The organism is Cellulophaga algicola DSM 14237 (assembly GCF_000186265.1).
GTDB classification, from domain to species: Bacteria; Bacteroidota; Bacteroidia; order Flavobacteriales; family Flavobacteriaceae; genus Cellulophaga; species Cellulophaga algicola.
Genome location: NC_014934.1, coordinates 2,920,206 through 2,946,845 on the forward strand (window position 1 = coordinate 2,920,206; position 26,640 = coordinate 2,946,845).

Here is a 26,640-nt window from a genome sequence, read left to right on the forward strand (position 1 = left end):
ATGAAAAAAATAAAATTATTTGGCTTTGCCATTGTTTCATTGCTAGCATTTTATGCCTGTACAGAAGAAGATGAGGTAAAGCTTACTGAAGCCAGCCATAGGGCTATTGTAACTTCAGAAATGAATTTCGAAAATAAGATTAATGTAGGTGGGCATATAGATTTTGGTGATATTTCATCGGGTGTTGTATCTCGTACTTGGACGTTTCCTGAAGGTGTTGCAGATGTATCTACTTCTTCTGATGCTGTAGTTAAAGCTACATTTAGTAAAGTAGGAGTGCATAATGTAACGCTGAAACAAACATTTGCAAATGAAGCCTATGCAGATGAGCGTACAACACCTAGTGGCGCTACGGAGTTAGACACGACTATTGTAGTGACGGTTTTAGGAGATGTAACGGCACAGATTCAGGCAAATTACATCAATGCTGATGGCTCTTTAGGAGCAGAATTATCATTAGTAGATAATGCAGAAAATGTAATAACAGCAAGTAACTATATTAGATTGAGCTATACCGCAGAAGGTGACCCAATCAATTTTATTTGGAACTTACCTAATGCTAAGCCAAACACATTGCAAAATCCAGAGGGAGATGCAGATGTAAGGTATAGTAAAGTAGGTATTCATGATTTAGAATTTATTGCCTCTAGAAGTAGACCCTTTGGAGGTGATACTATATCTATTAAAAACTTTATAAAAGTAATCCCGTCTACCGATCCTGTTATTCTAGACGCGGTCTCTGATAAAGAGGGTAAAGTTGCTTTGGAATTTAGTAGAGATATGGATGCAGCAACTGCAGCTAAAACAGACTTTTCTATTTCAATTGAAACAGCAGGTGGAGCTATAATTTCTCCACAAATTGCATCAATCACAACAGATCCTGTAGATGAAAATATTCTTTTATTGGAATTAGAAGGAGAAAGAGTGTATAATAATGATAAGGTCATGGTTTCTTATACGGCAGGCGAATTAAGCACTCTAGATGCTGTAGCGGCAACATCTTTTACAGATGAGGTACTTGTATTCAATACCGTAAATATGCTAGAGAATAGCAATTATGATTATAGTTTTGAGAATACAACCAATACCAATTGGCCTTATCTATTTTGGGGAGGAAATTGGGGTGAGTATGACTTTAGTTTATCTTCAGTACGAAGTCAAGACGGGAGTAAAAGTGCCTATGTAGAATTTAGACCTGAAGGTGGTATGGTAATTAGCCATACAGATATGCTTGGGGAAAATGCAATAGTTTCTTTGGTAGCAGGAACCACATATGAAGTAGGGGTGTGGATTTATATTGATGGCCCCTTCTTTACAGCTCCTTACCCAACCAGTGGTAACTTTGTGTCAGATTTAAGATTTTACCCTAGAAGCTATGGTTTTGAAGCAGTAACTACATTTTTTACAGAAGATTTTCCTGTGAATGAATGGGTGTACACTTCTGCCTTTATTACGCCAGGCGCAGACGAAGATGTAAATTTTGTCATTCGCGGTTATAATGTCGGCAATGGTCAAACTTTAAAATTTTATATGGATAATATCAGCGTTGCAAAAGTTGAAATTAGACCATAATAATTAGTTAGTTGAGTTTAAATTAAAGGTGTTTAGAGAAATCTAAGCGCCTTTTTCATTTTCTCTTAGACAAGGATTTAGGTTTTTGAGGGTAGTAGTGTTCTGTTAAAGTAGATATCCCTATTTTTACAGCATCAACTACTTAAAAAAGCAAAAGGTTTTTTATGGATTTTGAGATCCTTGTTGTACATTTAAAATAAAAATACACTTATGAAATATATTTTAACTTCTATTTTTTTAATGCTAACGATAGGGATACACGCACAAAGTGTTACCGGTAAATGGCAAACAATTGATGATGAAACTGGTAAGGTGAGATCTGTCGTGGAAATTTATTCAGACAATGGAAAAGTGTTTGGTAAAATTATAGAGATAACAGATAAGTCTAGGCAAGACCGTGTTTGTGAAGCTTGTACAGGCTCAAATAAGGATAAACCTATTTTGGGTATGGTTATTATCAAAGATTTAGAGAAAGATGATGACGAATGGGAAGATGGAACTATTTTGGATCCAGAATCAGGAAAAGTCTATAAATGTTATATCACTTTAGAAGAAACAAATAAATTAAAAGTACGTGGCTTTATCGGGTTTTCTTTACTAGGGAGAACACAATATTGGACTAGAGTGCAATAGCATACATTTTACAATTTTAAAAAGGCATCAAACTAAAAAGTTTGATGCCTTTTTTTATTGGCAATTTTTAGGTTACTAAATCATAAAATTTAAGGAATTAAGAGGGGAAGAATTTTTATTGAGAACTGTTTTTTTTTAGTTTAGAAACTATACTTCTGTTAGGTAGATAGGTAACAATGCTCATAATCAAATAGCTTATAATTATCATAAGCGTATTCTAGCATGTCTTTTTTTGTCAAATGTCAAAAAAAAGTAGGGTCATTTTATAGAATGAAGCGATAACAGCATACTGTTAACCTAATTTTAACAGATAAATTAAACTCAATAAAAACTAAACTAAATTATGAATAGAAGATTTTACAAGTTCTTTTTGATCATGTTATTTGTTCCATTATGGGCTATATCTCAAGAACAAATTTCAGGATTAGTTACAGATCAAGCTAGTGGAGATCCATTACCAGGAGTCAGTATTATTTTGAAGGGAACTACAAAAGGTGTTTCCACAGATTTTGACGGTAATTTTACTATTGAGGCAGCTCAAAATGATGTACTGCAGTTTTCTTATATCGGTTATACGTCTACTGAAGTTAAAGTGTCTGGTACGACTATGAATGTTTCATTAGAAACAGATACACAATTGTTGGAAGAAGTGGTGTTAATTGGTTATGGTACTGCCAAAAAAGAAGATCTGACCGGCTCAGTGGATGTATTGTCTTCAAAAGATTTTAATCAAGGCTCCGTAGTTTCTGCTGATCAATTGTTAACCGGTAAAATGGCAGGGGTACGTATTACCTCTAACGGCGGGCAACCCGATGCAGCTCCAAACATTAGAATTAGAGGAGGCTCTTCTTTATCAGCAAATAACAGTCCGTTAATCGTAATAGATGGTATTCCTGTAGATAATACAAACCCTGCGGGTGTTGGTAATCCATTATCATTGATTAACCCAAATGATATAGAAAGTTTTAGTGTCTTAAAAGATGCTTCTGCGACTGCTATTTATGGATCTAGAGCATCTAATGGTGTGATTATTATAGCTACTAAAAAAGGAACATCAGGCGATGTTAAATTCAATTTCTCATCAGACGTTTCTGTAAGCAATGTGGCTAGTACTATAGATGTAATGGATAGTAATCAATATGTGAATTTTATTAGTACCTACCATCCATCTTTTACAAATTTATTAGGAGTAGATGACCCAAGTACTACGGCAGTAGACAACCCATTAACAGCAGCTATAGAAGGCAGAATTATTGGTGACACCAATTGGCAAGATGAAATATTTAGAACAGCAATTTCTGCCAATACTAACTTTAGTGCAAGAGCTAATTTAGGAGGTAAAATACCATTTAGAGGTTCTATTGGGTATACAAATACTGGGGGTGTAGTTAAAACTAACGATTATGAAAGAGTTACTTTGTCGGTTAAGTTAACTCCGACTCTTTTAGACGATCATCTGAAAATAAATGTAAATGCAAAAGGCCTTTTTTCTGATAAAAATGCTATAGATGAAGGTGGTGCATTAGGAGGTGCTATTAATATGGACCCTACTAAACCCGTTCTTGATCTTGATCCTAACAATAGGTTTGGTGGGTTTTACCAAAATACAATTGTAGATGGTAATCGGTTATTATTAGATGGTCAAAGCAATCCATTAGCTTTACTTAAACAAAGAGAAAGACCAGAACAAGTTGCTCGTATATTAGGGAATATAGAGTTAGATTATAAATTACATGCTTTACCAGAATTAAGAGCGGTAGTTAATCTTGGTTTAGAAGCTTCAAAAGCTACTATTGAAGAAAAATATTTTGATAATGCTATAGCTACCTATAGATTTAATAATGCAGATACCGATATTAATACCAATTATCTGTTTAATCCTGGGGTGAACTACACAGAAGACCAAGAGATTACCAATACAACTTTAGATGCCTATTTAGTATATACTAAAGAATTGGAAAGTTTTGTGAAACGCTTAGAGGTTCAAGGCGGTTATTCTTATCAAAACTTTGAAAATGATGGTACTTCTGTAAGATATAGATACAACGATGAAACAGGCACACGTGAAGAACTTATAAATGAGAATAACCTCACCAATAGATATTACAATGTTTTAAATCTGCAGTCTTATTTTGGAAGAACGAATATTGATTTAGCAAACCAATTTTTAGTAACATTATCTTTCAGAGCTGATGGTTCTTCATTATTTACGAAAGAGAACAGATGGGGATACTTTCCTGCAGCAGCGGTAGCTTGGAAAATTGGCAAGGCTGGTTTTGTAGCAAATTCAAACGTAATTAATGATCTAAAACTTAGATTAGGTGCAGGTAAAACGGGGCAGCAAGATATAACAGGAGCTGTTGGTTATTACCCATCATCACCTTTGTTTACCATTGGCTCTACAACTAGTCAGTATTTAAACGGAGTAAACTTATATTCTGCTAAGGCATTTAATCCAGATTTAACTTGGGAAAAGACCACAACCTTCAACGTTGGTTTAGATTTCGATTTATTTAACAATGGAATTGTTTCTGGTTCGGTAGATTTTTACCAAAAAGAAACCAAGGATTTGTTGGCAAGAACCGCTGTACCACCAGGGCAAGCATTATCCGATGCTTTTGTGCAAAATGTAGGGGAGACAGAAAGCAAAGGTTTTGAGGTTAATTTAAACCTTAGACCTATTAGTACAGAAGATTTTACATTTGAATTCAATTCTAATATAGGGTACAATAGAGCTGAAGTTACGAGTTTAAAAGATGTAACGAGAATTACAGCGGCTGAATCTGGCCTGCCTACAGGAACAGGAGTTAGTTTGGCATACCATGCTGTAGGATACCAGCCGTATTCTGCTTGGGTTTTTAAGCAGGTGTATGATACCAATGGAGATCCTATTTCCAATGCTTTTGTAGATATTAATGGAGATAATAGTATTGATAATGATGATAGGTACTATGAAACCTTAAGGCCAAACTGGACTTATGGCTTTGGACTTAATTTTAATTACAAAAATTGGGACTTAAGTTCTAGCTTCAGAGGTCAAATAGGTGGACAAGTATATAATGCAAGGAGGTTAACTTCTGGTTGGATAGATAGAGCAATACCAAACAATAGCAATAGCTTAAGTAATGTTTTGGATTTCAATTCTGATGCCGCTACTACATCATTTGTAAATGTACAGGGGAATATCCCGTTTTCAGATTATTTTTTAGAAGATGCCTCTTTCTTAAGAATGGAAAATATAGTTATTGGTTTTAGAGTACCTAACTTCTTAAAAGAGACTTCTTTGAGAATTTACGGAGCAGCCAATAACCTTTTTGTAATAAGTGATTACAGCGGGCAAGACCCTGAGAATTTTAACGCAATAGATAACAATTTCTACCCAAGACCTAGAGTATTCACCTTGGGATTAAACTTAGACTTTTAGGATTATGAAGAAAATTATAATAACCTTTTTTGGTGTGCTCTTGTTAGGTAACATGAGTTGTACCAATGATTTAGATACAGATCCAATAGTAGAATTAACTTTAGAAGAATTACTAAATAGAGACCCAAATGCCGTACAAGGTATCGTTTCTAGATTGTATGGATCTTTTGCGCTTTCAGGTCCCGATGGGCCAGAAAGCTCAGACATTAGTGATGATGCAGGGGAATCTCCTTTTTTAAGAGGAATCTTAAACCTTCAAGATTTTACAGCAGATGGCATTAAAAATAGATGGGGAGATGATGGTCTAGATCAACTGACAACAACAGCTAACTGGGATGAAAATAACAAATTCTTTAGATATTTATACAATAGAATTTACTACACAATTCCCCAATGTAACAACTTGCTTTCTGTTTTAGACAATGTAGATACAGAAGCTAAGGATGAAGTTATAGCAGAAGTACGTTTTATAAGAGCTTTAGCATATTATTATCTCATAGATACTTTTGGAAAAGGAGTATTGGCTACTGAAGAAAATTTTGGAACCTCGGCACCATTACCTGAAGCCACAAGAGCAGAGTTATATGCTTATGTGGAATCAGAATTACTTGCTGTTATTGAAACGTTACCGAATACAAATGATTATGGTAGAGCTAACAAAGCAGTTGGTAATATGCTATTAGCCAAGCTGTATATCAATGCAGAGGTTTATACAGGAACAGGTAAATATACAGAAGCACTTTCTGCTATAACTAAAGTAATTACTGAAGGTGGTTATACACTAGCAGATAGTTATGTAAGTGTGTTTTCAGGAGATAATAACACATCGTCAGAAATTATTTTTCCGCTAATAGCCGATGCGGTAACTAGTCAAAGTTTTGGAAACACAACATATATCGTTAACGGTTCTAGTAGTTCTGAAACAATGACCTTAGCAGAGTATGGTTTAACAGAAGGTTGGGGAGGCCACAGAGCATCTAAAGGTTGGTATGGTTTGTATGGTGATTTGGAAACCACTACAGATGATAGAGCAGCTTTGTTTTTTACCGAAGGTCATTCGTATGAAATGAACGATTATAAGACTTGGACAGATGGTTACCCTTCAATAAAATTTAGAAATACGAATGCTTTGAGTTCGTCTTCTGCCCCGACACAATTTTCAGGAACTGACTTTCCATTATTTAGATTAGCAGATGCTTATTTAATGTTCACAGAGTGTGCTATTAGGACAAATCAGAACTTAGGAGAAGCTTTAGATTACCTAAATCAGGTAAGAGTAAGAGCAAACGCAACACCCATAAATACGGGAGATCTTACCTTAGATTTTGTCTTAGATGAACGTGCTAGAGAACTAAACTTAGAAGGTCATAGAAGAACAGACTTAATACGTTTTGGAAAGTTTACAGGCAATACGTACGTATGGCCTTGGAAAGGCGGAGTAGCAGCAGGTACTGCAATACCAGATACTTATAAATTGTTTCCAATTCCTTTACAGGCATTAGAAGCAAATCTTAACCTAAAGCAAAATAACGGATACTAACGAACTTAAACCATAACTATGAAAAATATAAAAATTATAGGATTATTCATCTTAGCTACATTAAGCTTAGCTTCTTGTGAGGACGATGACAACTTAGTATACACAGCGCAAGCACCATCAGAAAATGTTGCATTCACCAGTACATTTTTGAATGAATATATCTTAACAGATGCCACAAAAGCAAATATAGCGGAGCGTTTTGTTTGGAATTCTCCTGATTTTGGTATAGCATCACCAAATGCATATGATCTCCAAGGATCTGTTACAGAAGATTTCGCAGAAGTAATCGCCTTGGTTAGTACTACTCCAGAAACTAATTTTGGAGTTACAGTCGATAAAATGTTAGAACTGGCGACAAGTGCAGGGTTAGACAATGACCCAAGTACTGCAGATATGCCAAATACGGGCGTATTGTATTTTAGAGTTAGAGCATACCTTGGGGATGGCGCCGAAAATGCACCAGAAAGTTTTTCTACTGTTACAGCATTAAACGTTGTTTTACCAGAAGAAACAGAAGCGGGTAGCGGTGTAGAATTATCATCTTGGGGTATTGTAGGTTCTGCAACACCTAATGGTTGGGATGGCCCAGACGTTCTTTTTTATGTGACAGAAGACCCTAATATTATAGTTTCTTATGCCAACCTTGTTCCTGGAGAAATTAAATTTAGAGAAAACAATACTTGGGGTGGCGATTTAGGAGATGCTACCTTAGATGGTATTTTAGATGCTGATGAAAACAATAATATTGTAATAGCAGAAGCGGGTTCATTTAAAATCACTATTAATTTGAGTGATAATTCTTATACCATGGAAGAGTATTTCTGGGGTATTGTGGGAAGTGCTGCTCCTAACGGTTGGGATGGTCCAAATGTAAAGCTAGCCTATGATTATACTACAGATACGTTTAAAGCCGTAGTGCAACTCGTTGATGGGGATATGAAAGTTAGAATGAATGATCTCTGGGATACTAGCTATGGAGATGGTAATTTAGACGGTATTCTTGATACCGATGCAGATAATAATATTGTTGTTACTGCTGGCTATTATCTATTAACGGTTGATTTTAATAGTTTAGCCTATACATTAGAAGAAACTACAATTTGGGGCTTAGTAGGTTCTGCAACACCTAATGGTTGGGATGGTCCAGACACTAAATTTAGTCCAGATTTTACAAATCCTGGGGTGTGGACAATAGCTAGTATAGATTTGGTAGCTGGCGAAATAAAGGTCAGAGCTAATGATACTTGGGATGCAAGTTACGGTGATTTAGAAGCAGACGGAATATTAGATACAGAAGATGATAATAATATAACTGTTGTAGCTGGCACTTATAAAATAACAATTGATTTTTCTGATGAAGCTTCCCCTACAATTGTAATTGAATAAGGAAAAAAATTAAAAGGGTTGCACATCGTGCAACCCTTTTTTAATACTACATTATGAAAAAAACAGTACTACTTCTCTTTTTGATGAGTGCAGCACTAGGTTTTGCACAACAGCAAAATGTAAGCTATGCTATTGCTCCAGAAGCTTTTGCAGAGAATGAAGAAATTACGATCACAGTTTCCGATTTAGAGGTGTCTACTTGGGGTGTTTCAGAGGCATATCTTTGGGCTTGGTCTTTAGATGCTAATGGGGAAAATACCGTAGACTCTCCAACCAATGGGAGCTGGACAAGTTCTAACGAAGACCAGAAACTTACGGATAACGGTGATGGAACTTTTAGTTTTACACTAACACCTGCTACTTTTTTTAATAGAACAAATATTGGTAAAATAGGCATATTAGTAAAAGCTAAAAATGGCGATGGCGATAAAAAAACACAAGATTTTATTTTTAATGTAGGCACATTTCAATTTAATCTAATTACACCTACAGAAACTACCACTGTATTAAATGCAGGAGAGGCTTTAGCTATTTCAGCTACTGCATCGCTAAACGCAACTTTTGTTTTAAAAGCCAATGGTCTCACCCTAGATACACAAGCTGCAATTACGGAGTATAGTTATGCGCATACCGTTTCGGGTACTACAAATTTTATTTTAGAGGTTACGAGTGGTACAGAAACAAAATCAAGGTCATTTACAGCAATAGTAGCTCCAACAGTAGAAGAAGCACCAGTACCAGCCAATGCATTAGATGGAATTAATTTAGACCCGACCGATGCTACAAAAGCAACCTTAGTGCTATATGCGCCGGGGAAAGATTTTGTGCACCTTATCGGCGATTTTAACAATTGGCAGGTTTCAGATGCGTACCTATTAAAAAAGGATAGTTCAAAAGATAGGTTTTGGATTGAATTGAGCAATTTAACAGCCCAAACCAATCATCTTTACCAATACCTTGTGGAGTTTGATCTGAAAATTGCAGACCCTTATTCCACCTTAATTTTAGATGGGTATGGAAACGATGCTTTTATTGATGAGGTAACCTTTCCTGACCTTCCATCGTACCCTGCGGGACAAACTGATGCGATTACTGTTTTAAGAACTGGAGATCCAGAATTTGTTTGGGAGCATACCAATTTCATTAAACCAAAGAAAGATGATTTAGTAATCTACGAGCTATTGGTTAGAGATTTTGATGCACGTCATAGTTTTGATGCGGTAAAAGAACGCTTAGATTATTTACAAGACTTAGGGATCAACGCTATTGAGTTGATGCCTGTTAATGAATATGATGGGAATGAAAGTTGGGGGTACAACCCAGCTTTTCATATGGCTTTAGATAAATACTATGGTACCAAAGACGCTTTAAAAGCATTAATAGACGAATGTCATGCTAGAGGAATAGCCGTTATTATAGATGTTGTTTATAACCATGCATCAGGTCAGCATCCCTACTATAGAATGTGGAATACGGATAACGGAGGTAGTGGCGGACAAGCAGCTATGGATAATCCATTTTTCAATCAATCAGCCACGCATTCCTATAGCGTTTTTAATGATTTTAATCATCAGAGTCAAGCTACTAAAGAGTATGTAAATAGAACGCTAACATATTGGATTGAAGAGTTTAAGATAGATGGAATGCGTTGGGATCTTACCAAAGGATTTACGCAAAACTGTTCCGCCTCAGATGAAAATTGTACCAATAGCACCCAACAAGATAGAATAACCGTTTTACAAGAGTATGCAGATACGCAATGGCTATCAGATGATAATTTTTATGTGATTTTTGAACACTTGGGAGCACTGCAAGAAGAAGAACAGTGGGCAGATTATCGTATAGATGAAGGTAAAGGAATATTGCTTTGGAACAAACAAACGGAAGCTTACAATGAGGCAACTTTAGGTTTTAATAGTAGCTCTAATTTTTCCGGAGTTTCCTATGTCGAAAAAGGATTTAAGCAACCGTCGGCAGTATCTTTTATGGAGAGTCACGATGAAGAACGCTTGATGTTTAAAAATTTAGAATTTGGTAATTCTAATGGTAGCTATAAGGTAAAAGATATACCCACAGCCTTAAGCAGAATGGAAACAGCAGGTGCTTTCTTTTTTACCGTTCCTGGTCCAAAAATGATATGGCAATTTGGAGAGTTAGGCTATGACGTTTCCATTGATGAGAACGGTAGGGTAGGAAATAAGCCTATTCGCTGGGAGTATCTTGCAGATGCGAATAGAAAAGCATTATATGAAACATGGGCAAAATTAATCGACTTAAAAGTTAAGGAGCCAATTTTTGAAACAACAGATTTTGAATTGGATTTTGGTAGTACTACGGGTTTAAAGAAAATTCACCTTGCACTAGCGGGAGCTGCACCTGATGAAATTAAATATGTAACCATTATAGGCAACTTCGGAGTTACAGCACAATCCATTATTCCTGAATTTCAGGAAACGGGTATTTGGTATGAATTTCTAAATGAAAATTTAAAATACGTGGTAACAGATACACATGATCAGATTGTATTGGCACCGGGTGAATACAGAATATTTGGTGATAAGCCAACGGCGCTATTCCCGAATAGCAATTTACCAGATCAAGATCATGATGGTGTGCAAGATGCAGATGACGTATGTCCAGACACGCCTCTTGGAGCTACTGTAAATGTAAAGGGATGCGTGGTATTTATACTGCCCGCAACTAATTTTCAATTAAAAATAAAGGATGAAACCTGCAGCGAAAGTAATAATGGGAGTATAACAATAACTGCGGTAGAAAATTATGAATATACGGCTACCGTATCAGGAGACGCAACAGGCAGCGAGGCATTCAATACATCAACCTCTTTTACAGATTTAGCTGCGGGAAATTACACGATTTGTATACGGGTTGAAGAAGAAAATTATTCCCAATGTTATGAGGTAATGATTGGGGAGCCAGAAGCTCTGACTGTTTCTTCTAAAATAAATACGGAAAATAGTACCGCTACTTTGAGTTTAAAAGGGGCAGATACCTTTTACGTAACCGTAAATGAAAAAACATTTACAACTCAAAGTAGTGAAGTAATCATTGCTTTAGAGGCTTTTGAAAATGTGATACAAGTTAAAACAGCTAAAGATTGCCAAGGATTATATGAAGAAACAATAGTGGTTCAAAATCAATTAACCATCTATCCCAATCCTGTCGTAAATGATATTTTACATCTTAATTTGAAGACTAAAAAGGTAGAAGAGGTAACCATAGCAATGTATGCATCTAGTGGAGCACAGGTACTCTATGCTACGTATCCTGTAGTTAATAATGTGGTTGAGGTAAATGTAGCTAAGCTCCCAAAAGGAGTTTTTTATATGCGTGTTGATTTAAGAAATGAAGCATTGAACTTTAAAATTTTAAAATAATGAATAATCCTTTTAACTATATAATGCTCCTTTTTGTTAGTGTTTTCTGCGCTTCATGCGGGGGAGGAGATAGTTCAGAAACGCCCACAAATCCTGTTCCCATACCAACTGCAGCATTACTCGTTTTTCCCGAGAATAATACCGAATGTAATGAAGGAGAAATTTTATCTGAAACAGAGAGTCTGGTGGTCTTTAAATGGAATGATGCTGAAGACACAGATAGCTATACCGTAAATTTAAAAAATCTGAATACTGGCGCAACAGCTAATTTCAATGGTGATCAGAATGAATTACCAATTACTATACAACGAGGAACACCTTATGAGTGGAAAGTAATCTCTAAAGCTAACGGTACGCAAGAAAATACAGAAAGTAAAGCTTGGAGATTCTATAACGCCGGGTTAGCTGTGGAAAGTCATACGCCCTTTCCTGCAGAGGTAGTATTTCCTAAAATGGGATCAATGATTTCTTCTGGAACAGTAGCATTGCGCTGGGTAGCAGAAGATGTAGATGATGATATAACTTCTTATAGCGTAGTAATAGATGAAAATAGTGTGCCCATTACTGTAATTGGTGAAACAAACGAAATGACTTTAGATGCTACAGTACTTGTAAATCGTATTTATCATTGGCAAGTGACCACATTAGACGCTCAAGGCAACACTTCAAAATCGCCAATTTTTGAGTTCAGGGTTAATTGAGAATTTTGTAACAGATGAAATAGAAAAATTAAAAGAACACTACTAGTTGAGTTGGTTTTAAGCCCTGATCAGATTGTATTAATTTGATTGGGGTTTTCTTATATTCGCAAATGAATGCAAAGCAGTATAAAATTTTTAGTTTTTGAAAGCTTTAGATTGTAGTATACATTTGGTACATTCGTTAGAATACCACGGGTAGGACAAATAGTTTTTCTTTGAATTAGAATTTATATATGTTTAAAAGTATAAGTTTTTTTACGTTATTTTTAATAGTAACATTTTTCAATTGCTCCTTATTTCTGAATGCGCAAACTACATTTGTATTAGACGATGTAGCTCCAAGCGGCATTGATGAGCCTACCTACTATCTTTCTGGCAGTTTTAATGAATGGGAGCCGGGAAACACTCGATACAAATTTGAAAAAAAACAAGACGGAAAATATTACACCAAACCGCTAGTTTTTGAGGATGCCACCATAATGTTTCTGGTGACTCGTGGAAGCTGGGAGACAGTAGAAGTAGAAGGTGACGGATTGCCAGTGCTCACTAGAAAAATATCATTCGCACAACCTATAGATTCGCTACATTTAAAAATTTCGGGTTGGGCAGATATAGAAGGGCGTGCTATTAGCGCAAAAAAGATAACCGTTAAAGTAACTGAGATACCCAAATCTACACCACCAGATGCCCCTATCTACATTGCGGGTAATTTTAATGGATGGGTTCCAGGAGATAAACGGTATAAATTGCTAAAGGCTGATGATGGTTCTTACCACATTGATGTACCCTTGTATTATCCAAGACTAGCCTATAAATTCACACGGGGTAATTGGTATACGGTAGAAGGTAAAGCTTATGGTAGACCAAGAAATGATCGTTTTAAATTAATATCAAATGAAACTTTAAATGAACCCTTAATAGAACAGATATCGTATTGGGAAGATCAATCTTCAGGATTGTTTAATCCGTATACTTTAATCCTTATACTTGCGGGTATTCAGGGTATATTTTTGATTTTCATTATCAATTCTTATGACAATAACAACCGGATAGCGAACCGCGTTTTAAGTGTTTTACTATTATTATTAGCCATTATATTGCTTACTAGAGTGTCTTTATATGATCGAGATATCTATAATAGTTATCCACGCCTCTCACTATTCCAAGATTTGGTGTATTTCTTGTACGCGCCTATATTTTTTATCTATATCAAAAAATTATTGAAAATACCTTCAAATCCTAAAGCACCAAATCATTGGTGGTACTTTGTACCCTTTATGGTTCAGGTGATTGTATATCTATTATTTTTCTTTGAGCCATTACACCAATTTATTGATAGAGCTGTTTCTCGTTTTTATCCATCAGAGATCTATATTACTATAGGAGGTATTGCCCTATTGTTTAATATTTGGTTCTGGTTTAAAATTAGACAGGTCATAAAAAACTATTTAAAAAATATAGAAAACACCTATTCTTATGATCAGGATATAAATTACTTAAATACTATTATGCTCTTAAAAGGGGGCTGCCTATTGCTATGGGTGCTTATATTTATTGTAGGTGGTTATGGGTATATTATGACGAACAGTTTAAGTACCCTAACCTTATTTCTTGTAGATAGTATTTGGATTTTATTTTCCTTAACTGTTTTTTTATTAGGGTATTATGCCATTAAGCAACCAGCAATTTTTAAAATTCATGAAGTAAAGGAAGTAATTCCTAAGGCAAACACGAACGATAACGAATTTCTTCAATTAAAGGAGAAGCTCATACAGTGTATGGAAATAGAAAAAGTATTTTTAGACCCTGCGCTTAGTCTTCCTGAGCTCGCACAGAAATTACAGACGAATGTGCATTTACTTTCAAGAACTATCAATGATGGATTTGATAAGAATTTTAGAGATTATGTTAATGAATATAGGGTAACCACCTTTATAGAAAAAGTAAATAAAGAAGGATACAGAAATCACACTTTCTTAGGTATAGCCTTAGATGTTGGCTTTAATTCAAAATCGTCTTTCAATAGATCGTTTAAAAAAATTACAGGTAAGACACCACGAGAGTATTTTAAAGCATAGCTTATTGTTGATTCCCTTAGTGTAAATTAAGGTCAGTTTATAAATTGGGGCGATACCATGTGGGTAATAGTATAATTTGGAGGCACTTTTATTAATGTGTTAAAAAAAATATTATGCTTCGTTTTACCTTGTTCCTATTCACATTTTTTGTGGTTACTTCTCAATCACTATATTCTCAAAATCGTATAGAACGTATGGAGCCTCCAAATTGGTGGGTAGGTATGGTTTCAGAAGATCTTGAAATCATGGTCTATGGCAAAAATATTGGCTTGTGTGAAATTCGTTTGGAAAAGTATGACGGTGTGGTTTTAAAAGAGGTAAAGAAGGTACAGAATAGTAATTATGTGTTTATTAGCTTGACCATAGCGCCTCAAACGGTACCCGGAAATTTAGTATTTACTCTAAACAGCGAAAAAGAAGCGCAAGTAGATTTTACCTATCCATTATTGAAAAGAGAAGGAAATAAACAGCATACGGTTGGTTTCTCATCTGCTGATATGGTCTATTTAATTACTCCGGATAGGTTTGCTAATGGAAACACTTCGAATGATAATGTAAATGGCTTTGCAGATAAAGTAAATAGGAAAGACAAAGGGGGTAGACATGGAGGAGATATTCAGGGGATAATTAATCACTTGGGGTATCTATCAGATATGGGATTCACATCGCTTTGGATTAACCCAACGCTAGAGAACGCCATGCCAAAGAATAGCTATCATGGGTATGCTATTACAGATTTTTATAAGGTAGATCCAAGGTTTGGATCTAATGAGCTTTATAAGGTTATGGTTAAAAAAGCTAAGGAGAAAGGTTTGACTGTAATTATGGATATGGTAGCTAATCATATTGGTCTAAAACATTGGTGGATGAAAGATTTGCCATCACAAGATTGGATTAATCAATGGCCAGAATATACTGAAACCAACCATAGAAAATCTATCATTTTAGATCCTTATGCCGCAGCGGTAGATAGGAAAACGTTTTTTGATGGATGGTTTGTACCTACCATGCCAGATTTGAATCAAAAAAATCAAGAATTAGCAACTTACTTAATTCAGAATGCAATCTGGTGGATAGAATACTCTGGAATATCGGGTATTAGAATGGATACTTATCCCTATCCGGATATGGAATTTATGAATGATTGGTCTAAAGCAATTTCCGAAGAATATCCATTGTTTACTATCGTAGGAGAAGAATGGTCTACAAATCCTAATCAGGTTGCGTATTGGCAACAGGGAAAGAAAAATTATAATAATTATGAATCGCACTTAAAGAGTGTTATGGATTTTCCTTTACAAAGTGCCTTAGTAAATTCTTTGAATAGTGAAAAAACATGGGCTTCATCTTGGATAGAGCTTTATGAAACTTTGGCTCAGGACTACGTGTATGCAGACCCAAATCAATTAATGATTTTTTCTGATAATCATGATATGAGTAGAATGTATACCCAGCTCAATGAAGATTTTGATCTTTATAAATTGGCTTTAGTATACCTAGCTACTACACGCGGTATTCCACAACTATATTATGGTACCGAAATTTTGATGACCAATCCAGGAACAGATGATCACGGAATTATACGTTCAGATTTTCCAGGGGGTTGGGAAAATGATGCTATAAGTGCCTTTACAGGACTTGGTTTGTCATTAAAGCAGAAAGAAGCTCAAGAGTTTGTAAAGAAGCTGCTAAATTGGCGCAAAGGCGCAGCGGTAGTTCATGATGGAGCCTTAAAACATTTCGCTCCAAAAAATAAGGAGGAGGTATACGTGTTATTTAGATACAACGATCAAAAGAAAATTATGGTAGTCCTAAATAAAAATACCAAAAGTGTACGAGTGGACCTATCTACTTATAAAGAAGTTCTAGGAGAGGAATTAATAGGGACAGACATCTTAAGTGATGTTAAAATTAAGGAGGCATCTGAGTTGACGATAAAGGCGAGAAGTGCCATGATTATAGCGGTAGAATAAATAACTTTTAAAAGCGATAATGCCTTCTTAAAGCAGGTAAAAGCTGGTCTAATGAAATCGTATCTGTATTTAATTAAACCAGCTTTTTTTGAGTCTAAAATAAACCTTACTTGATTTTTACACACAAGTATACGATGTCCTAAATTCAAAAAGCCTTTCGAATCTTTGATTCAAAAGGCTTTTTTTGTGACCGGGCTGGGGCTCGAACCCAGGACCCTCTCCTTAAAAGGGAGATGCTCTACCAACTGAGCTACCAGGTCATTATTTCAGTACTTAGCTATAGAGAAATATTCCCCGTTTGCGGGTGCAAATATACAACCTTTATTCATATATCCAAGCGAGAAAAGTCCTTATATATTAGAAAAGGATTAAATAATACTGGAGATGCTATAAATGCAAAAAGCCTTTCGAATCTTTGATTCAAAAGGCTTTTTTGTGACCGGGCTGGGGCTCGAACCCAGGACCCTCTCCTTAAAAGGGAGATGCTCTACCAACTGAGCTACCAGGTCATTATTTCAGTGATTTGCTATAGAGAAATATTCTCTGTTTGCGGGTGCAAATATACAACCTTTAGTCACATATCCAAACCTATTTTTAAAAAATTTTATTTTTTTTTGAAATCACCTTATTTTGGTTCAAATTTACACAAAATAAGAAAATGAAAATAGTACTTATTGGTTACATGGGTAGTGGGAAAACAACCATTGGAAAATTGCTTTCTAAGAAATTGAATATCAATTTTATAGACTTAGATGCGTATATAGAATCTAAACTAAATGCAAGTGTTTCTGATATTTTTAAAGAGCGTGGAGAGCTCTATTTTCGGAAAATGGAGCATACATATGTTCAAGAACTAATGGAAGAAAAAAAATCATTTATTTTATCTACAGGAGGAGGAACACCTTGTTATGCGGATAATTTAGGTTTGATTCAGACGCATACAAAACACGATTTTTACTTGAAATTAACTATTCCTAATTTAGTAAAACGTTTAATTATCGGAAAAGAAAGCCGACCGTTGGTTCAGAATATTGCAGAAACCGATTTACCGGAATTTATCGGTAAGCATTTATTTGAAAGGAATAATTTTTATATGCAAGCCAATACAATCACAGTTTGCGACGATAAAACTCCTGAAGAAATTGTAGCCGAAATTATGCAACAACTAAAGTAAGTACACTTTATCGCTATTGGTTTTAAATTCTACTTGTATCTGCTCGTGTAAAGAAGTTGATAGCGATATTCCTTTGTAATCTGCCTTGACGGGGTATTTTTTATGGTTTCTATTTACGAGTACTGCTGTCTTTAATTGTTTTAGGGGTACGCGTAAAAAATGATGAACGCCATAGATGAGTGTTGTTCCAGAGTTCAAAACATCATCTACCAAAACAACAGATTTGTTAGCATAGTCTATTTCTTTAATAGAGGTAGATACACCAGATTGCAAAGGATTTTTTTTATCCATGCTAACTTTACAAATGTTTATATCTGCTGTAGTAATTTCTTTTAAAACCTTTACAATTTTTTTTGCAAAATTTAATCCGCCACCTTCTATTCCAGCAATGATAATTTCTTTTTCATCGACATTAGCTTCATAGATTTGATAGGCAATCCTATTAATCTTGTATTGGATTTCTTTATGAGATAAAATTTGATGTGGCATGCGGTTTAAATTTTCAATTCAAAGATAAAGAAACACTTCTTTATTCTTCATTATTTTTAGTTTCAGAAGTATCATCAATATATCCATCAATATCTCTTCTGTCTTTTTTAGTAGGTCTTCCTGTTCCTTTCTTTCTATAGTAATCTTTAGAATACTTAAGTAGTTCATTGTTTTCAAAAGCAGCAGCGGGCGTGGTATCTTTCCGGTACATATCAACCAGTTTAGCGCCAACTCTGTTTGGAGGAACGTCTAAAACGGTAAGCTCATAGTTAATTTGGTTTTTGCGTACAATTATTTTATCCATCGGTAAAACATCTTTAGATGGTTTTGCTGCAGCGCCATTGAGTTTAACATGGCCTTTTTTACAAGCCTCTGTTCCTATATTTCTGGTCTTAAAGTATCTAATACACCATAGGTATTTATCTATACGCATAAACAGTTATAATTCTTTCTTAATCTTTTCTACAAAAATAGGGGAAAATTGTATCTTGCGAGACTTAAAATTAAATGGATGAACATCAAAAGTATATTTTATTTTTTAGCAATTACCTTAATTTTCATTTCTTGTAAGAAAGATGATGATGCTATCGTTGTTGCTCCACCAACAGATCTTAGTGAGATAATTGTAGATGATGAAGCAGCACTTCAGGCCTATTTTTTAACGCATTTTTATAACTACGAAGATTTTGAAAATCCTGCGGAAGATTTTGATTACGAAATAGTAATTGATACAATTTCAGGAGGTAACAGTACTAAGACGTCATTACTAGATAGTGAAGGTTTTGGTTTTAAGACGGTTACTGTAAAGTCTGAAAATGTCGGAATTACAGAGGGTGATGAAGAAATAGATCATAAGTTGTATTATTTAATTGCTAGACAAGGATCGGGTCCATCTCCTACTTTTGCAGATTCTACCTTTGTAAGGTATCAAGGAGAGCTGCTAGATGGGACTATTTTTGATTCTTCTACGGCACCAATTTGGTTCAATTTACCAAGTTTAGTTACTGGTTTTTCTCAAGGTATTACAGCATTTAAAGCTGGGGAGCAAGGTTTTGTAAATGAAGATGGTACTGTCGAGGTCGCTAATTATGGTATTGGTTTAATTTTTATGCCTTCAGCGCTTGCTTATTATTCAGCTCCACAAACGAACATACCAGCATATTCTCCAATCTTTTTTAAGATTGATCTCTTAGCGGTTAATCAGACAGATCATGATAATGATGGTATCCCATCGTATTTAGAAGATGTAGATGGAGATGGTAGGTTAAATAATGACAATACAGATTCAGTAGATGAAGAAAAAGCTTTTGTGTTTATACCCAATTATTTAGATCCAGATGACGACGGTGATAATACGCCAACCAGTGAAGAAATAGATATTGTAAATGGTGAAGTTGTTTTTAGAGATACTGATAATGACGGTATTCCAGATCACTTAGATCCTGATACAAAATAACATCAAAAACATATAAAATTTAAAAACCTGAAAACTACATGTAGCTTTCAGGTTTTTTTATGCGTTTTTAATTCGTCAGGAGATTTAGATCTTTAAAGATAGACTCAAGATTATTTGATCTGGTCTCGTATCTATTCTATCTGCACTTAATATATTGTTATTGTTGATAGCAGTTATTTCATTTTTAGAAAAACCACGTTCGTAACGTAGATCAATACCAATCTTTCCTAGATTAACACCTGCGCCTATGTTAAGGCCAACAGTAAAATCATTTTTAACATCTCCAAAGGTGATGCCATCATAATCGGTATCTAGTATATATTGTAATGATGGGCCAGCAAATACGGTTAAGGGGCCAATAACATTAAATCCTACTAATAGCGGTGCATCTAGCTTAGACATGTCCAAACTATTATTTTCATAATCAGACTTTGTTTTGGTGTAGACTAGTTCTGGTCTAAAATAAATTTTGTCTCCAAATTTCCCAAAAACACCCACATGGTAGCCAACGTTGCCGTCTGGGTTTTTGTATGCATCTTCTGCAGCATCGAAATAATCGCCATTAGCGCCATAGTTTAGACCTGCTTTAATTCCAAAACCAGGCTCTGTTTGTGCCATTGCTATACCGCCTATCAAGGCCAGTATTGCTGTTAAAATTGTTTTTTTCATGTTTTCTATAGTTTAAAAACAAGAATAGTATCAATAATAATACCAATTCTTGTTTGTTCTCATCTCCATGAACGATTAGCGCGGGGCTTTATTGTTTTTTAATTTATAAGACCTTGTTAAATTTTTAGGAGCAGAATTTTAGTTGTTTCTAATTTTGTATTCAATAATCTCAACTTTATTTTTTTCTTAAGTAATATCCTTGTCGAGTTAACTATATTTGCGCTAATTTAATAGACGATTTGAAATTTACACTAAAGTATACCGATCCACATAGTAAAGCTAGAGCAGGAGAAATGATCACTGATCATGGGAAAATTGAAACTCCAATTTTTATGCCTGTTGGTACTGTTGCCTCTGTAAAAGGAGTGCATCAGAAAGAGCTTAAAGAAGAAATAAACCCAGATATTATTTTAGGGAATACCTATCATTTATACTTGCGTCCTAAGACTCAAATTTTAGAAAAAGCAGGTGGACTCCATAAATTTATGGGCTGGGATAGAAATATCTTAACCGATAGTGGAGGGTATCAAGTATACTCCTTATCTGATAATAGAAAGATAAAAGAAGAAGGCGTAAAGTTTAAATCACACATAGATGGTTCGTACCATACGTTTACTCCAGAAAGTGTAATGGAAGTTCAGCGTATCATAGGAGCAGATATTATCATGGCATTTGATGAGTGTACACCTTACCCTTGTGATTATAAATATGCCCAACGTTCCATGCATATGACCCACCGTTGGTTAGAACGTTGTATTAAGCATTTAGAGAAGCTTCCTTATAAGTATGATTATAGTCAATCTTTTTTTCCGATTGTACAAGGATCAACCTATAAAGATTTAAGACGTCAATCTGCAGAATATATTGCAGGAGTTGGGGCAGAAGGGAATGCTATTGGCGGTTTATCTGTAGGGGAGCCAGCAGATGAAATGTATGCCATGACCGAAGTGGTTTGTGAAATATTACCAGAAGACAAGCCAAGGTATTTAATGGGGGTAGGAACGCCTATAAATATATTGGAAAATATAGCTTTAGGAATTGATATGTTCGATTGCGTAATGCCAACGCGTAATGCTAGAAACGGAATGTTGTTTACAGCACACGGAACTATTAATATAAAGAATAAAAAATGGGAGGATGATTTTTCTCCGGTAGATGAAATGGCAATAACATTTGTAGATACAGAATATTCAAAGGCATATTTACGTCATTTATTTGCGGCCAATGAATATCTAGGGAAACAAATTGCTACCATTCATAATTTAGGATTCTATTTATGGTTAACTCGTGAAGCAAGAAAACATATCTTAGCAGGAGATTTTACCGAATGGAAAAACAAAATGGTAAAACAAATGGATAAAAGACTATAGCCTTGACCATTTTAGATAAATACATATTAAAGCGTTATTTAGTAACATTTTCTGTAATGTTATTATTATTTATCCCAATCGGGATAATGGTACACTTATCTGAGCAATACAATAAAATGCAAGATAATGAGGCGCCATTAAACGAGATATTAATGTATCTAGGTAATTTTTCTATCTATATAGGGAGCATGCTACTACCTATTTTTCTATTTCTTTCTGTCATCTTTTTTACGTCAAAACTAGCAGGTAATACTGAAATTGTAGCCATGCTAAGTTCTGGTATTTCCTATGGTCGTTTTCTTAGACCTTATCTTATGGGTGCGGTTATTGTGGCTGCGTTTATGCTTTTAATGGGCATGTTTATTGTACCTAATGCAAGTAAGGGGTTTAATGAATTTAAGTTCAAGTACTTAAAAAAAGGTAAACAAGACCGGGTTACCGAAAATATTTTTAATCAATTGAATGCTAATGATTTTATTTATGTAAGTAGATTTGATCCCACTAGAGATATAGGATACAATTTTTCCATGGAGCATTTTAATAAAGATAACGTATTAGAATACAAGCTGTCAGCGGCAAATATTAGGTGGATAGAAGCAGATTCTATTTACAGACTTACGTCTTATGTGAAAAGAACTCTAAAGGGTGATACTGAGATTCTAGAGACTAAAAGAAGGTTAGATACCGTATTTCCATTTAAAATAAATGATTTAACACCTGTGTCTTATGTAGCGGAGACTAAAAATTTATTCGAGTTGAATGAGTTTATAGCTAATGAGAAACGTAAGGGAGCATCAAACATTAATACCTATATATTGGTTAAATATAAGCGTTGGACTATGCCAATAACTGCGTTTATATTAACGCTTATTGCAGTAGCAGTATCTTCTCAAAAGCGTAGAGGGGGTATGGGGGTAAATTTAGCTTTCGGTATTTTGGTAGCCTTTGTTTATATATTTTTTGATCGTGTTTTTGGTACTTTGGCAGAGCAGTCTGGTTTTTCACCATTGTTAGCGGTAATTGTACCCAATGTTTTATTCGGTTTTCTAGCATTTTATTTATTGCAAAAAGCCAAAAGATAATTTAGTAAAATAATCACCTTTCTATTACATTAGCGCAATGACAGATAGGCTAAAGAATTACCTTCATTTACATTTTATTATTTTTATTTGGGGATTTACAGCGGTCTTAGGAAAGCTGATAACTATTGATGCTTTACCGCTGGTATGGTATCGAATGGGCATAGCAGTACTGCTAATCGCTGTATTTATTGCTATAAACAAGTTTTCATTAAAGATTGCACCAAAACAGATTGCTAAAATGGCTGTTGTTGGGATAATAATAGCACTGCATTGGCTTACATTTTTTAAGGCGATAAAGGTCTCTAATGTTTCTATTGCTTTAGCCACCTTATCTACCGGAGCACTATTCACAGCAATCATCGAGCCTTTTATATACAAGCGGAAAATGATCTGGTATGAGATTGTTTTTGGTATTGTGGTCGTGATTGGGTTGTACATTATTTTTAATGTAGAAACAGAATATATTGAAGGAATTGTTTTAGCCTTAATCTCTGCATTATTAGCAGCTATCTTTTCTATTGCAAATGGCAAACTCATTCAGTCGCATAGGCCTAGTGTTATCTCTTTTTATGAACTTGGGGCAGGAGTCTTGTTTATTACGGTTTATTTAGCAATTCGTGGCGATTTTGATGCCAGTTTTTTTCAAGTATCTAAGAATGATTGGATCTACCTTTTTATTCTAGCCTCTATATGTACCGCATATGCATTCATAGCATCTGTGCGTGTTATGAAAGTGCTAACGCCTTATACCGTAATGCTTACCGTAAACCTAGAGCCTGTATATGGAATTCTGCTTGCCTTTGTCTTTTTAGGGGAGAGTGAAAAAATGAATCCGCTATTTTATTTTGGAGCATTACTGATTTTGAGCACAGTAGTCGCAAACGGATTAATAAAAAATAAAGGAAAATTAAAAAAACGAAATAGGAGTTAGGCAGACCTATTTAATGTTTTATATTTGTCAACTATTATAATTTAAACAGGAAATACTCATGGAATATTTAGATTTTGAACTTCCCATAAAGGAACTAGAAGAACAATTAGATAAGTGCATGATTATTGGTGAAGAGAGTGATGTAGATGTTACAGAGACCTGCAAACAAATAGAAAAAAAGCTTCTTGAAACCCGTAAGGATATATATAAAAACTTAACCGCTTGGCAGCGCGTACAGTTGTCTAGGCACCCAAACAGACCCTATACACTTGATTATATTAACGCCATCTGTGGAGAAACTTTTTTAGAACTTCATGGGGATCGTAATGTAAAAGATGATAAGGCAATGATTGGTGGTCTTGGAAAAATTGGCGATCAAAGCTTCATGTTCGTAGGACAGCAAAAGGGATATAATACTAAAACACGTCAATACCGAAATTTTGGTATGGCGAATCCTGAAGGATACCGTAAAGCCCTGCGATTGATGAAATCTGCAGAGAAATTTAATGTTCCTGTAGTATGTTTTATTGATACTCCAGGTGCATACCCAGGTATTGAAGCAGAAGAACGTGGTCAAGGAGAAGCAATTGCACGTAATATTCTTGAAATGACACGCTTAAAAGTACCTATCATTGTTGTGATAATTGGTGAAGGTGCCTCTGGTGGAGCTTTAGGGATTGGCGTAGGAGATAAAGTTTTAATGTTAGAGAATACATGGTATTCTGTAATTTCTCCAGAATCTTGCTCTTCTATTTTATGGAGAAGCTGGGAATATAAAGAAATTGCAGCAGAAGCTCTTAAACTTACTGCTACAGATATGAAAAAGTTGAAAATTATTGATGAAATTGTAAGAGAACCAGTAGGCGGCGCTCATAGTTACAGAGATAAAACTTTTGAAATTGTAAAAAACAAAATTTTAACACATTTTGAAGAGCTTAAAAAGTTATCACCAAAAGATTTAGTAAATAAGAGAATGGACAAGTACGCCAACATGGGGGTATTTAACGGTTAATTCCTAATTTATCATACAATTATAAAATCTGAAGAAATAATTCTTCAGATTTTTTTTGTTGTCAACACAAAAACGTAACTTATTAACAGGTAAATTGTTAATGAACTGTTGACATCCAATATCCAATTTTAAAGTTAACCTAAGGTTAATTACATACTTTCGTAATTATGGAGAAACCGAGTCCGATAGTAGGTCACAAAATAGACAAGTCTAATTTAATTAGCTTAGAGCGTGGGAAAATTCCGCCTCAAGCAATTGATTTAGAGGAGGTTGTGATAGGGGCAATGATGATAGATAAGAAAGGTATCGATGAGGTTATTGATATTCTTCACCCAGAAGTTTTTTATAAAGATGCCCATAGATTTATCTATGAAGCGATCTTTAAGTTGTTTGAAACCTCAGAACCAGTCGATTTATTAACCGTTTCTTCGCAATTAAAGAAGGATGGAAAATTAGAAGCTGCAGGAGGAGATTTTTATTTGATAAAATTGACTCAAAAAGTGGCTTCATCTGCCCATATTGAGTTTCATGCTCGTATCATTTTACAAAAATATATTCAGCGTAGTCTAATCAAAATTTCAAATGAAATTATTCAAGCTGCTTATGATGAAGCAACAGATGTATTTGATTTATTAGATACGGCAGAATCTAAATTGTATGATGTTACTCAAGGAAATTTAAAACGATCTGCAGAAACTGCTCAGAATTTAGTAATTCAGGCTAAAAAGAGAATTGAAGAAATTGCCAATAAAGAAGGGCTAAGTGGTGTACCTTCTGGCTTTGATAAAGTAGATAAGCTAACTTCTGGATGGCAGCCGAGTGATTTAATTATTATCGCAGCACGTCCTGGTATGGGTAAAACAGCTTTGACCCTGTCTATGGCAAGAAACATGGCGGTCAACTCTAATATCCCTGTAGCTTTCTTCTCTCTGGAGATGTCTTCTGTACAATTAATTACCCGTTTAATTTCTTCTGAGACAGGTTTGTCATCAGAAAAATTACGTACCGGTAAATTAGAGAAGCATGAATGGGAGCAATTAAATGTGAAGGTGAAAACATTAGAAAAAGCACCTTTGTTTATTGATGATACACCCTCGCTTTCTATCTTTGATTTAAGAGCAAAAGCAAGACGTTTGGCATCCCAACATGGTATCCGAATGATCATGATAGATTACTTGCAGTTAATGACCGCTGGGGGAAGCCAGAAGGGTGGTGGTAACCGTGAACAGGAGATCTCGACCATTTCGCGTAACCTAAAAGCATTAGCAAAAGAATTAAGTGTACCTGTAATTGCCCTATCGCAGCTTTCGCGTGCGGTAGAAACAAGAGGGGGTACAAAGAGACCATTACTTTCGGATCTTAGGGAATCTGGTGCAATTGAGCAAGATGCAGATATTGTATCTTTTATCTATAGACCAGAATACTATAAGATTGATGAATGGGATGATGATGAACGCTCACCGACTGCAGGTCAAGGAGAGTTCATTGTGGCAAAGCACAGGAATGGTGGTTTAGAGAATATTAGGTTAAAGTTTATTGGTAATCAAGGTAAATTTGATAATTTAGATGACTTTGATTCTCCTTTTGAGTTTCAATCAAAAATGAATGATGGAGAAGAAAATCCATTTGCCACTAAAAACCTTCCAAATGCAGATCAAGCTTTTGGTAGTTCTATGAATGAAACACCGCCAGATTTTGATGATAGTGATGTCCCTTTCTAAATTTAAAATTATAACATTTAAAAATAATATA

Annotated in this window: 19 protein-coding genes and 2 tRNA genes; 16 read left to right on the forward strand and 5 right to left on the reverse strand. The window is 35.0% G+C overall.

All coding sequences use genetic code 11. The annotated features are described in order from the left end of the window. The 9 genes from CELAL_RS12560 (at position 1) to CELAL_RS12600 (ending at position 16,705) form a co-directional block, all read left to right on the forward strand. Entirely contained in the window at positions 1-1,572 is a 1,572-nt protein-coding gene (locus CELAL_RS12560; protein ID WP_013551286.1) for a carbohydrate binding domain-containing protein, read from the forward strand. A gap of 210 nt (positions 1,573-1,782) precedes the next feature. Beyond that, positions 1,783-2,205, forward strand: a complete 423-nt coding sequence (locus tag CELAL_RS12565; protein ID WP_013551287.1) for a DUF2147 domain-containing protein — start codon at positions 1,783-1,785, stop codon at positions 2,203-2,205. A gap of 343 nt (positions 2,206-2,548) precedes the next feature. Then, complete coding sequence (locus CELAL_RS12570) at positions 2,549-5,629, forward strand: SusC/RagA family TonB-linked outer membrane protein (RefSeq protein WP_013551288.1); 3,081 nt, start codon at positions 2,549-2,551, stop codon at positions 5,627-5,629. A 4-nt stretch (positions 5,630-5,633) separates the two neighbouring features. Beyond that, positions 5,634-7,169, forward strand: a complete 1,536-nt coding sequence (locus CELAL_RS12575) for a RagB/SusD family nutrient uptake outer membrane protein (RefSeq protein ID WP_013551289.1) — start codon at positions 5,634-5,636, stop codon at positions 7,167-7,169. An 18-nt stretch (positions 7,170-7,187) separates the two neighbouring features. Next, positions 7,188-8,555: a SusF/SusE family outer membrane protein gene (locus CELAL_RS12580; RefSeq protein ID WP_013551290.1), complete on the forward strand. Its 1,368-nt coding sequence runs from the start codon at positions 7,188-7,190 to the stop codon at positions 8,553-8,555. 53 nt (positions 8,556-8,608) lie between these two features. Beyond that, positions 8,609-11,953, forward strand: coding sequence for an alpha-amylase family glycosyl hydrolase (locus CELAL_RS12585; RefSeq protein WP_013551291.1), 3,345 nt, complete (start codon positions 8,609-8,611; stop codon positions 11,951-11,953). After that, on the forward strand, positions 11,953-12,654 hold the full coding sequence (locus tag CELAL_RS12590) for a hypothetical protein (RefSeq protein ID WP_013551292.1): 702 nt from the start codon (positions 11,953-11,955) through the stop codon (positions 12,652-12,654). Before CELAL_RS12585 ends, CELAL_RS12590 begins: the two co-directional genes overlap by 1 nt. A 233-nt stretch (positions 12,655-12,887) precedes the next feature. Continuing rightward, positions 12,888-14,732 carry a helix-turn-helix domain-containing protein gene (locus tag CELAL_RS21530; protein WP_013551293.1) on the forward strand — a complete coding sequence of 615 codons (1,845 nt, stop codon included), beginning with the start codon at positions 12,888-12,890 and terminating at the stop codon, positions 14,730-14,732. 113 nt (positions 14,733-14,845) lie between these two features. Next, positions 14,846-16,705, forward strand: a complete 1,860-nt coding sequence (locus tag CELAL_RS12600) for a glycoside hydrolase family 13 protein (RefSeq protein WP_013551294.1) — start codon at positions 14,846-14,848, stop codon at positions 16,703-16,705. A 187-nt stretch (positions 16,706-16,892) separates the two neighbouring features. On the opposite strand, the gene CELAL_RS12605 is transcribed toward CELAL_RS12600, so the two are convergent. Beyond that, positions 16,893-16,965: transfer RNA gene (locus CELAL_RS12605), tRNA-Lys, on the reverse strand. Positions 16,966-17,141: 176 nt separating this feature from the next. After that, positions 17,142-17,214 (reverse strand) — tRNA-Lys (locus tag CELAL_RS12610). 149 nt (positions 17,215-17,363) lie between these two features. Between CELAL_RS12610 and CELAL_RS12615 the strand changes: the two genes are divergently transcribed. Beyond that, positions 17,364-17,879 carry a shikimate kinase gene (locus tag CELAL_RS12615; protein WP_013551295.1) on the forward strand — a complete coding sequence of 172 codons (516 nt, stop codon included), beginning with the start codon at positions 17,364-17,366 and terminating at the stop codon, positions 17,877-17,879. Here the strand turns inward: CELAL_RS12615 and CELAL_RS12620 are convergent. Further along, the gene (locus tag CELAL_RS12620; protein ID WP_013551296.1) at positions 17,871-18,368 is read right to left on the reverse strand and encodes a phosphoribosyltransferase family protein; all 498 of its coding nucleotides are present in this window, start codon (positions 18,366-18,368) and stop codon (positions 17,871-17,873) included. The two genes, CELAL_RS12615 and CELAL_RS12620, sit on opposite strands and share 9 nt — an antisense overlap. A 40-nt stretch (positions 18,369-18,408) precedes the next feature. Further along, positions 18,409-18,801, reverse strand: a complete 393-nt coding sequence (locus tag CELAL_RS12625) for an RNA-binding S4 domain-containing protein (RefSeq protein WP_013551297.1) — start codon at positions 18,799-18,801, stop codon at positions 18,409-18,411. Positions 18,802-18,879: 78 nt separating this feature from the next. Between CELAL_RS12625 and CELAL_RS12630 the strand changes: the two genes are divergently transcribed. Further along, a complete protein-coding gene (locus CELAL_RS12630; RefSeq protein WP_013551298.1) occupies positions 18,880-19,824 on the forward strand; it encodes an FKBP-type peptidyl-prolyl cis-trans isomerase in 945 nt (314 codons plus the stop codon). Between the two features lie 84 nt (positions 19,825-19,908). On the opposite strand, the gene CELAL_RS12635 is transcribed toward CELAL_RS12630, so the two are convergent. After that, positions 19,909-20,493 (reverse strand): outer membrane beta-barrel protein, encoded by a 585-nt coding sequence (locus CELAL_RS12635; protein WP_013551299.1) that lies wholly within the window; start codon positions 20,491-20,493, stop codon positions 19,909-19,911. A gap of 239 nt (positions 20,494-20,732) precedes the next feature. On the opposite strand from CELAL_RS12635, the gene tgt reads away from it, so the two are divergent. The 5 genes from tgt (at position 20,733) to dnaB (ending at position 26,609) form a co-directional block, all read left to right on the forward strand. Continuing rightward, on the forward strand, positions 20,733-21,863 hold the full coding sequence (tgt, locus tag CELAL_RS12640) for a tRNA guanosine(34) transglycosylase Tgt (protein WP_013551300.1): 1,131 nt from the start codon (positions 20,733-20,735) through the stop codon (positions 21,861-21,863). Positions 21,864-21,865: 2 nt separating this feature from the next. After that, positions 21,866-22,945 carry an LptF/LptG family permease gene (locus CELAL_RS12645; protein WP_013551301.1) on the forward strand — a complete coding sequence of 360 codons (1,080 nt, stop codon included), beginning with the start codon at positions 21,866-21,868 and terminating at the stop codon, positions 22,943-22,945. A gap of 37 nt (positions 22,946-22,982) precedes the next feature. Further along, positions 22,983-23,876, forward strand: a complete 894-nt coding sequence (locus CELAL_RS12650) for a DMT family transporter (RefSeq protein ID WP_013551302.1) — start codon at positions 22,983-22,985, stop codon at positions 23,874-23,876. A gap of 58 nt (positions 23,877-23,934) precedes the next feature. Then, positions 23,935-24,888: an acetyl-CoA carboxylase carboxyltransferase subunit alpha gene (locus CELAL_RS12655; protein ID WP_013551303.1), complete on the forward strand. Its 954-nt coding sequence runs from the start codon at positions 23,935-23,937 to the stop codon at positions 24,886-24,888. A gap of 167 nt (positions 24,889-25,055) precedes the next feature. After that, entirely contained in the window at positions 25,056-26,609 is a 1,554-nt protein-coding gene (gene dnaB, locus CELAL_RS12660; RefSeq protein WP_013551304.1) for a replicative DNA helicase, read from the forward strand. Positions 26,610-26,640: the final 31 nt, after the last annotated feature.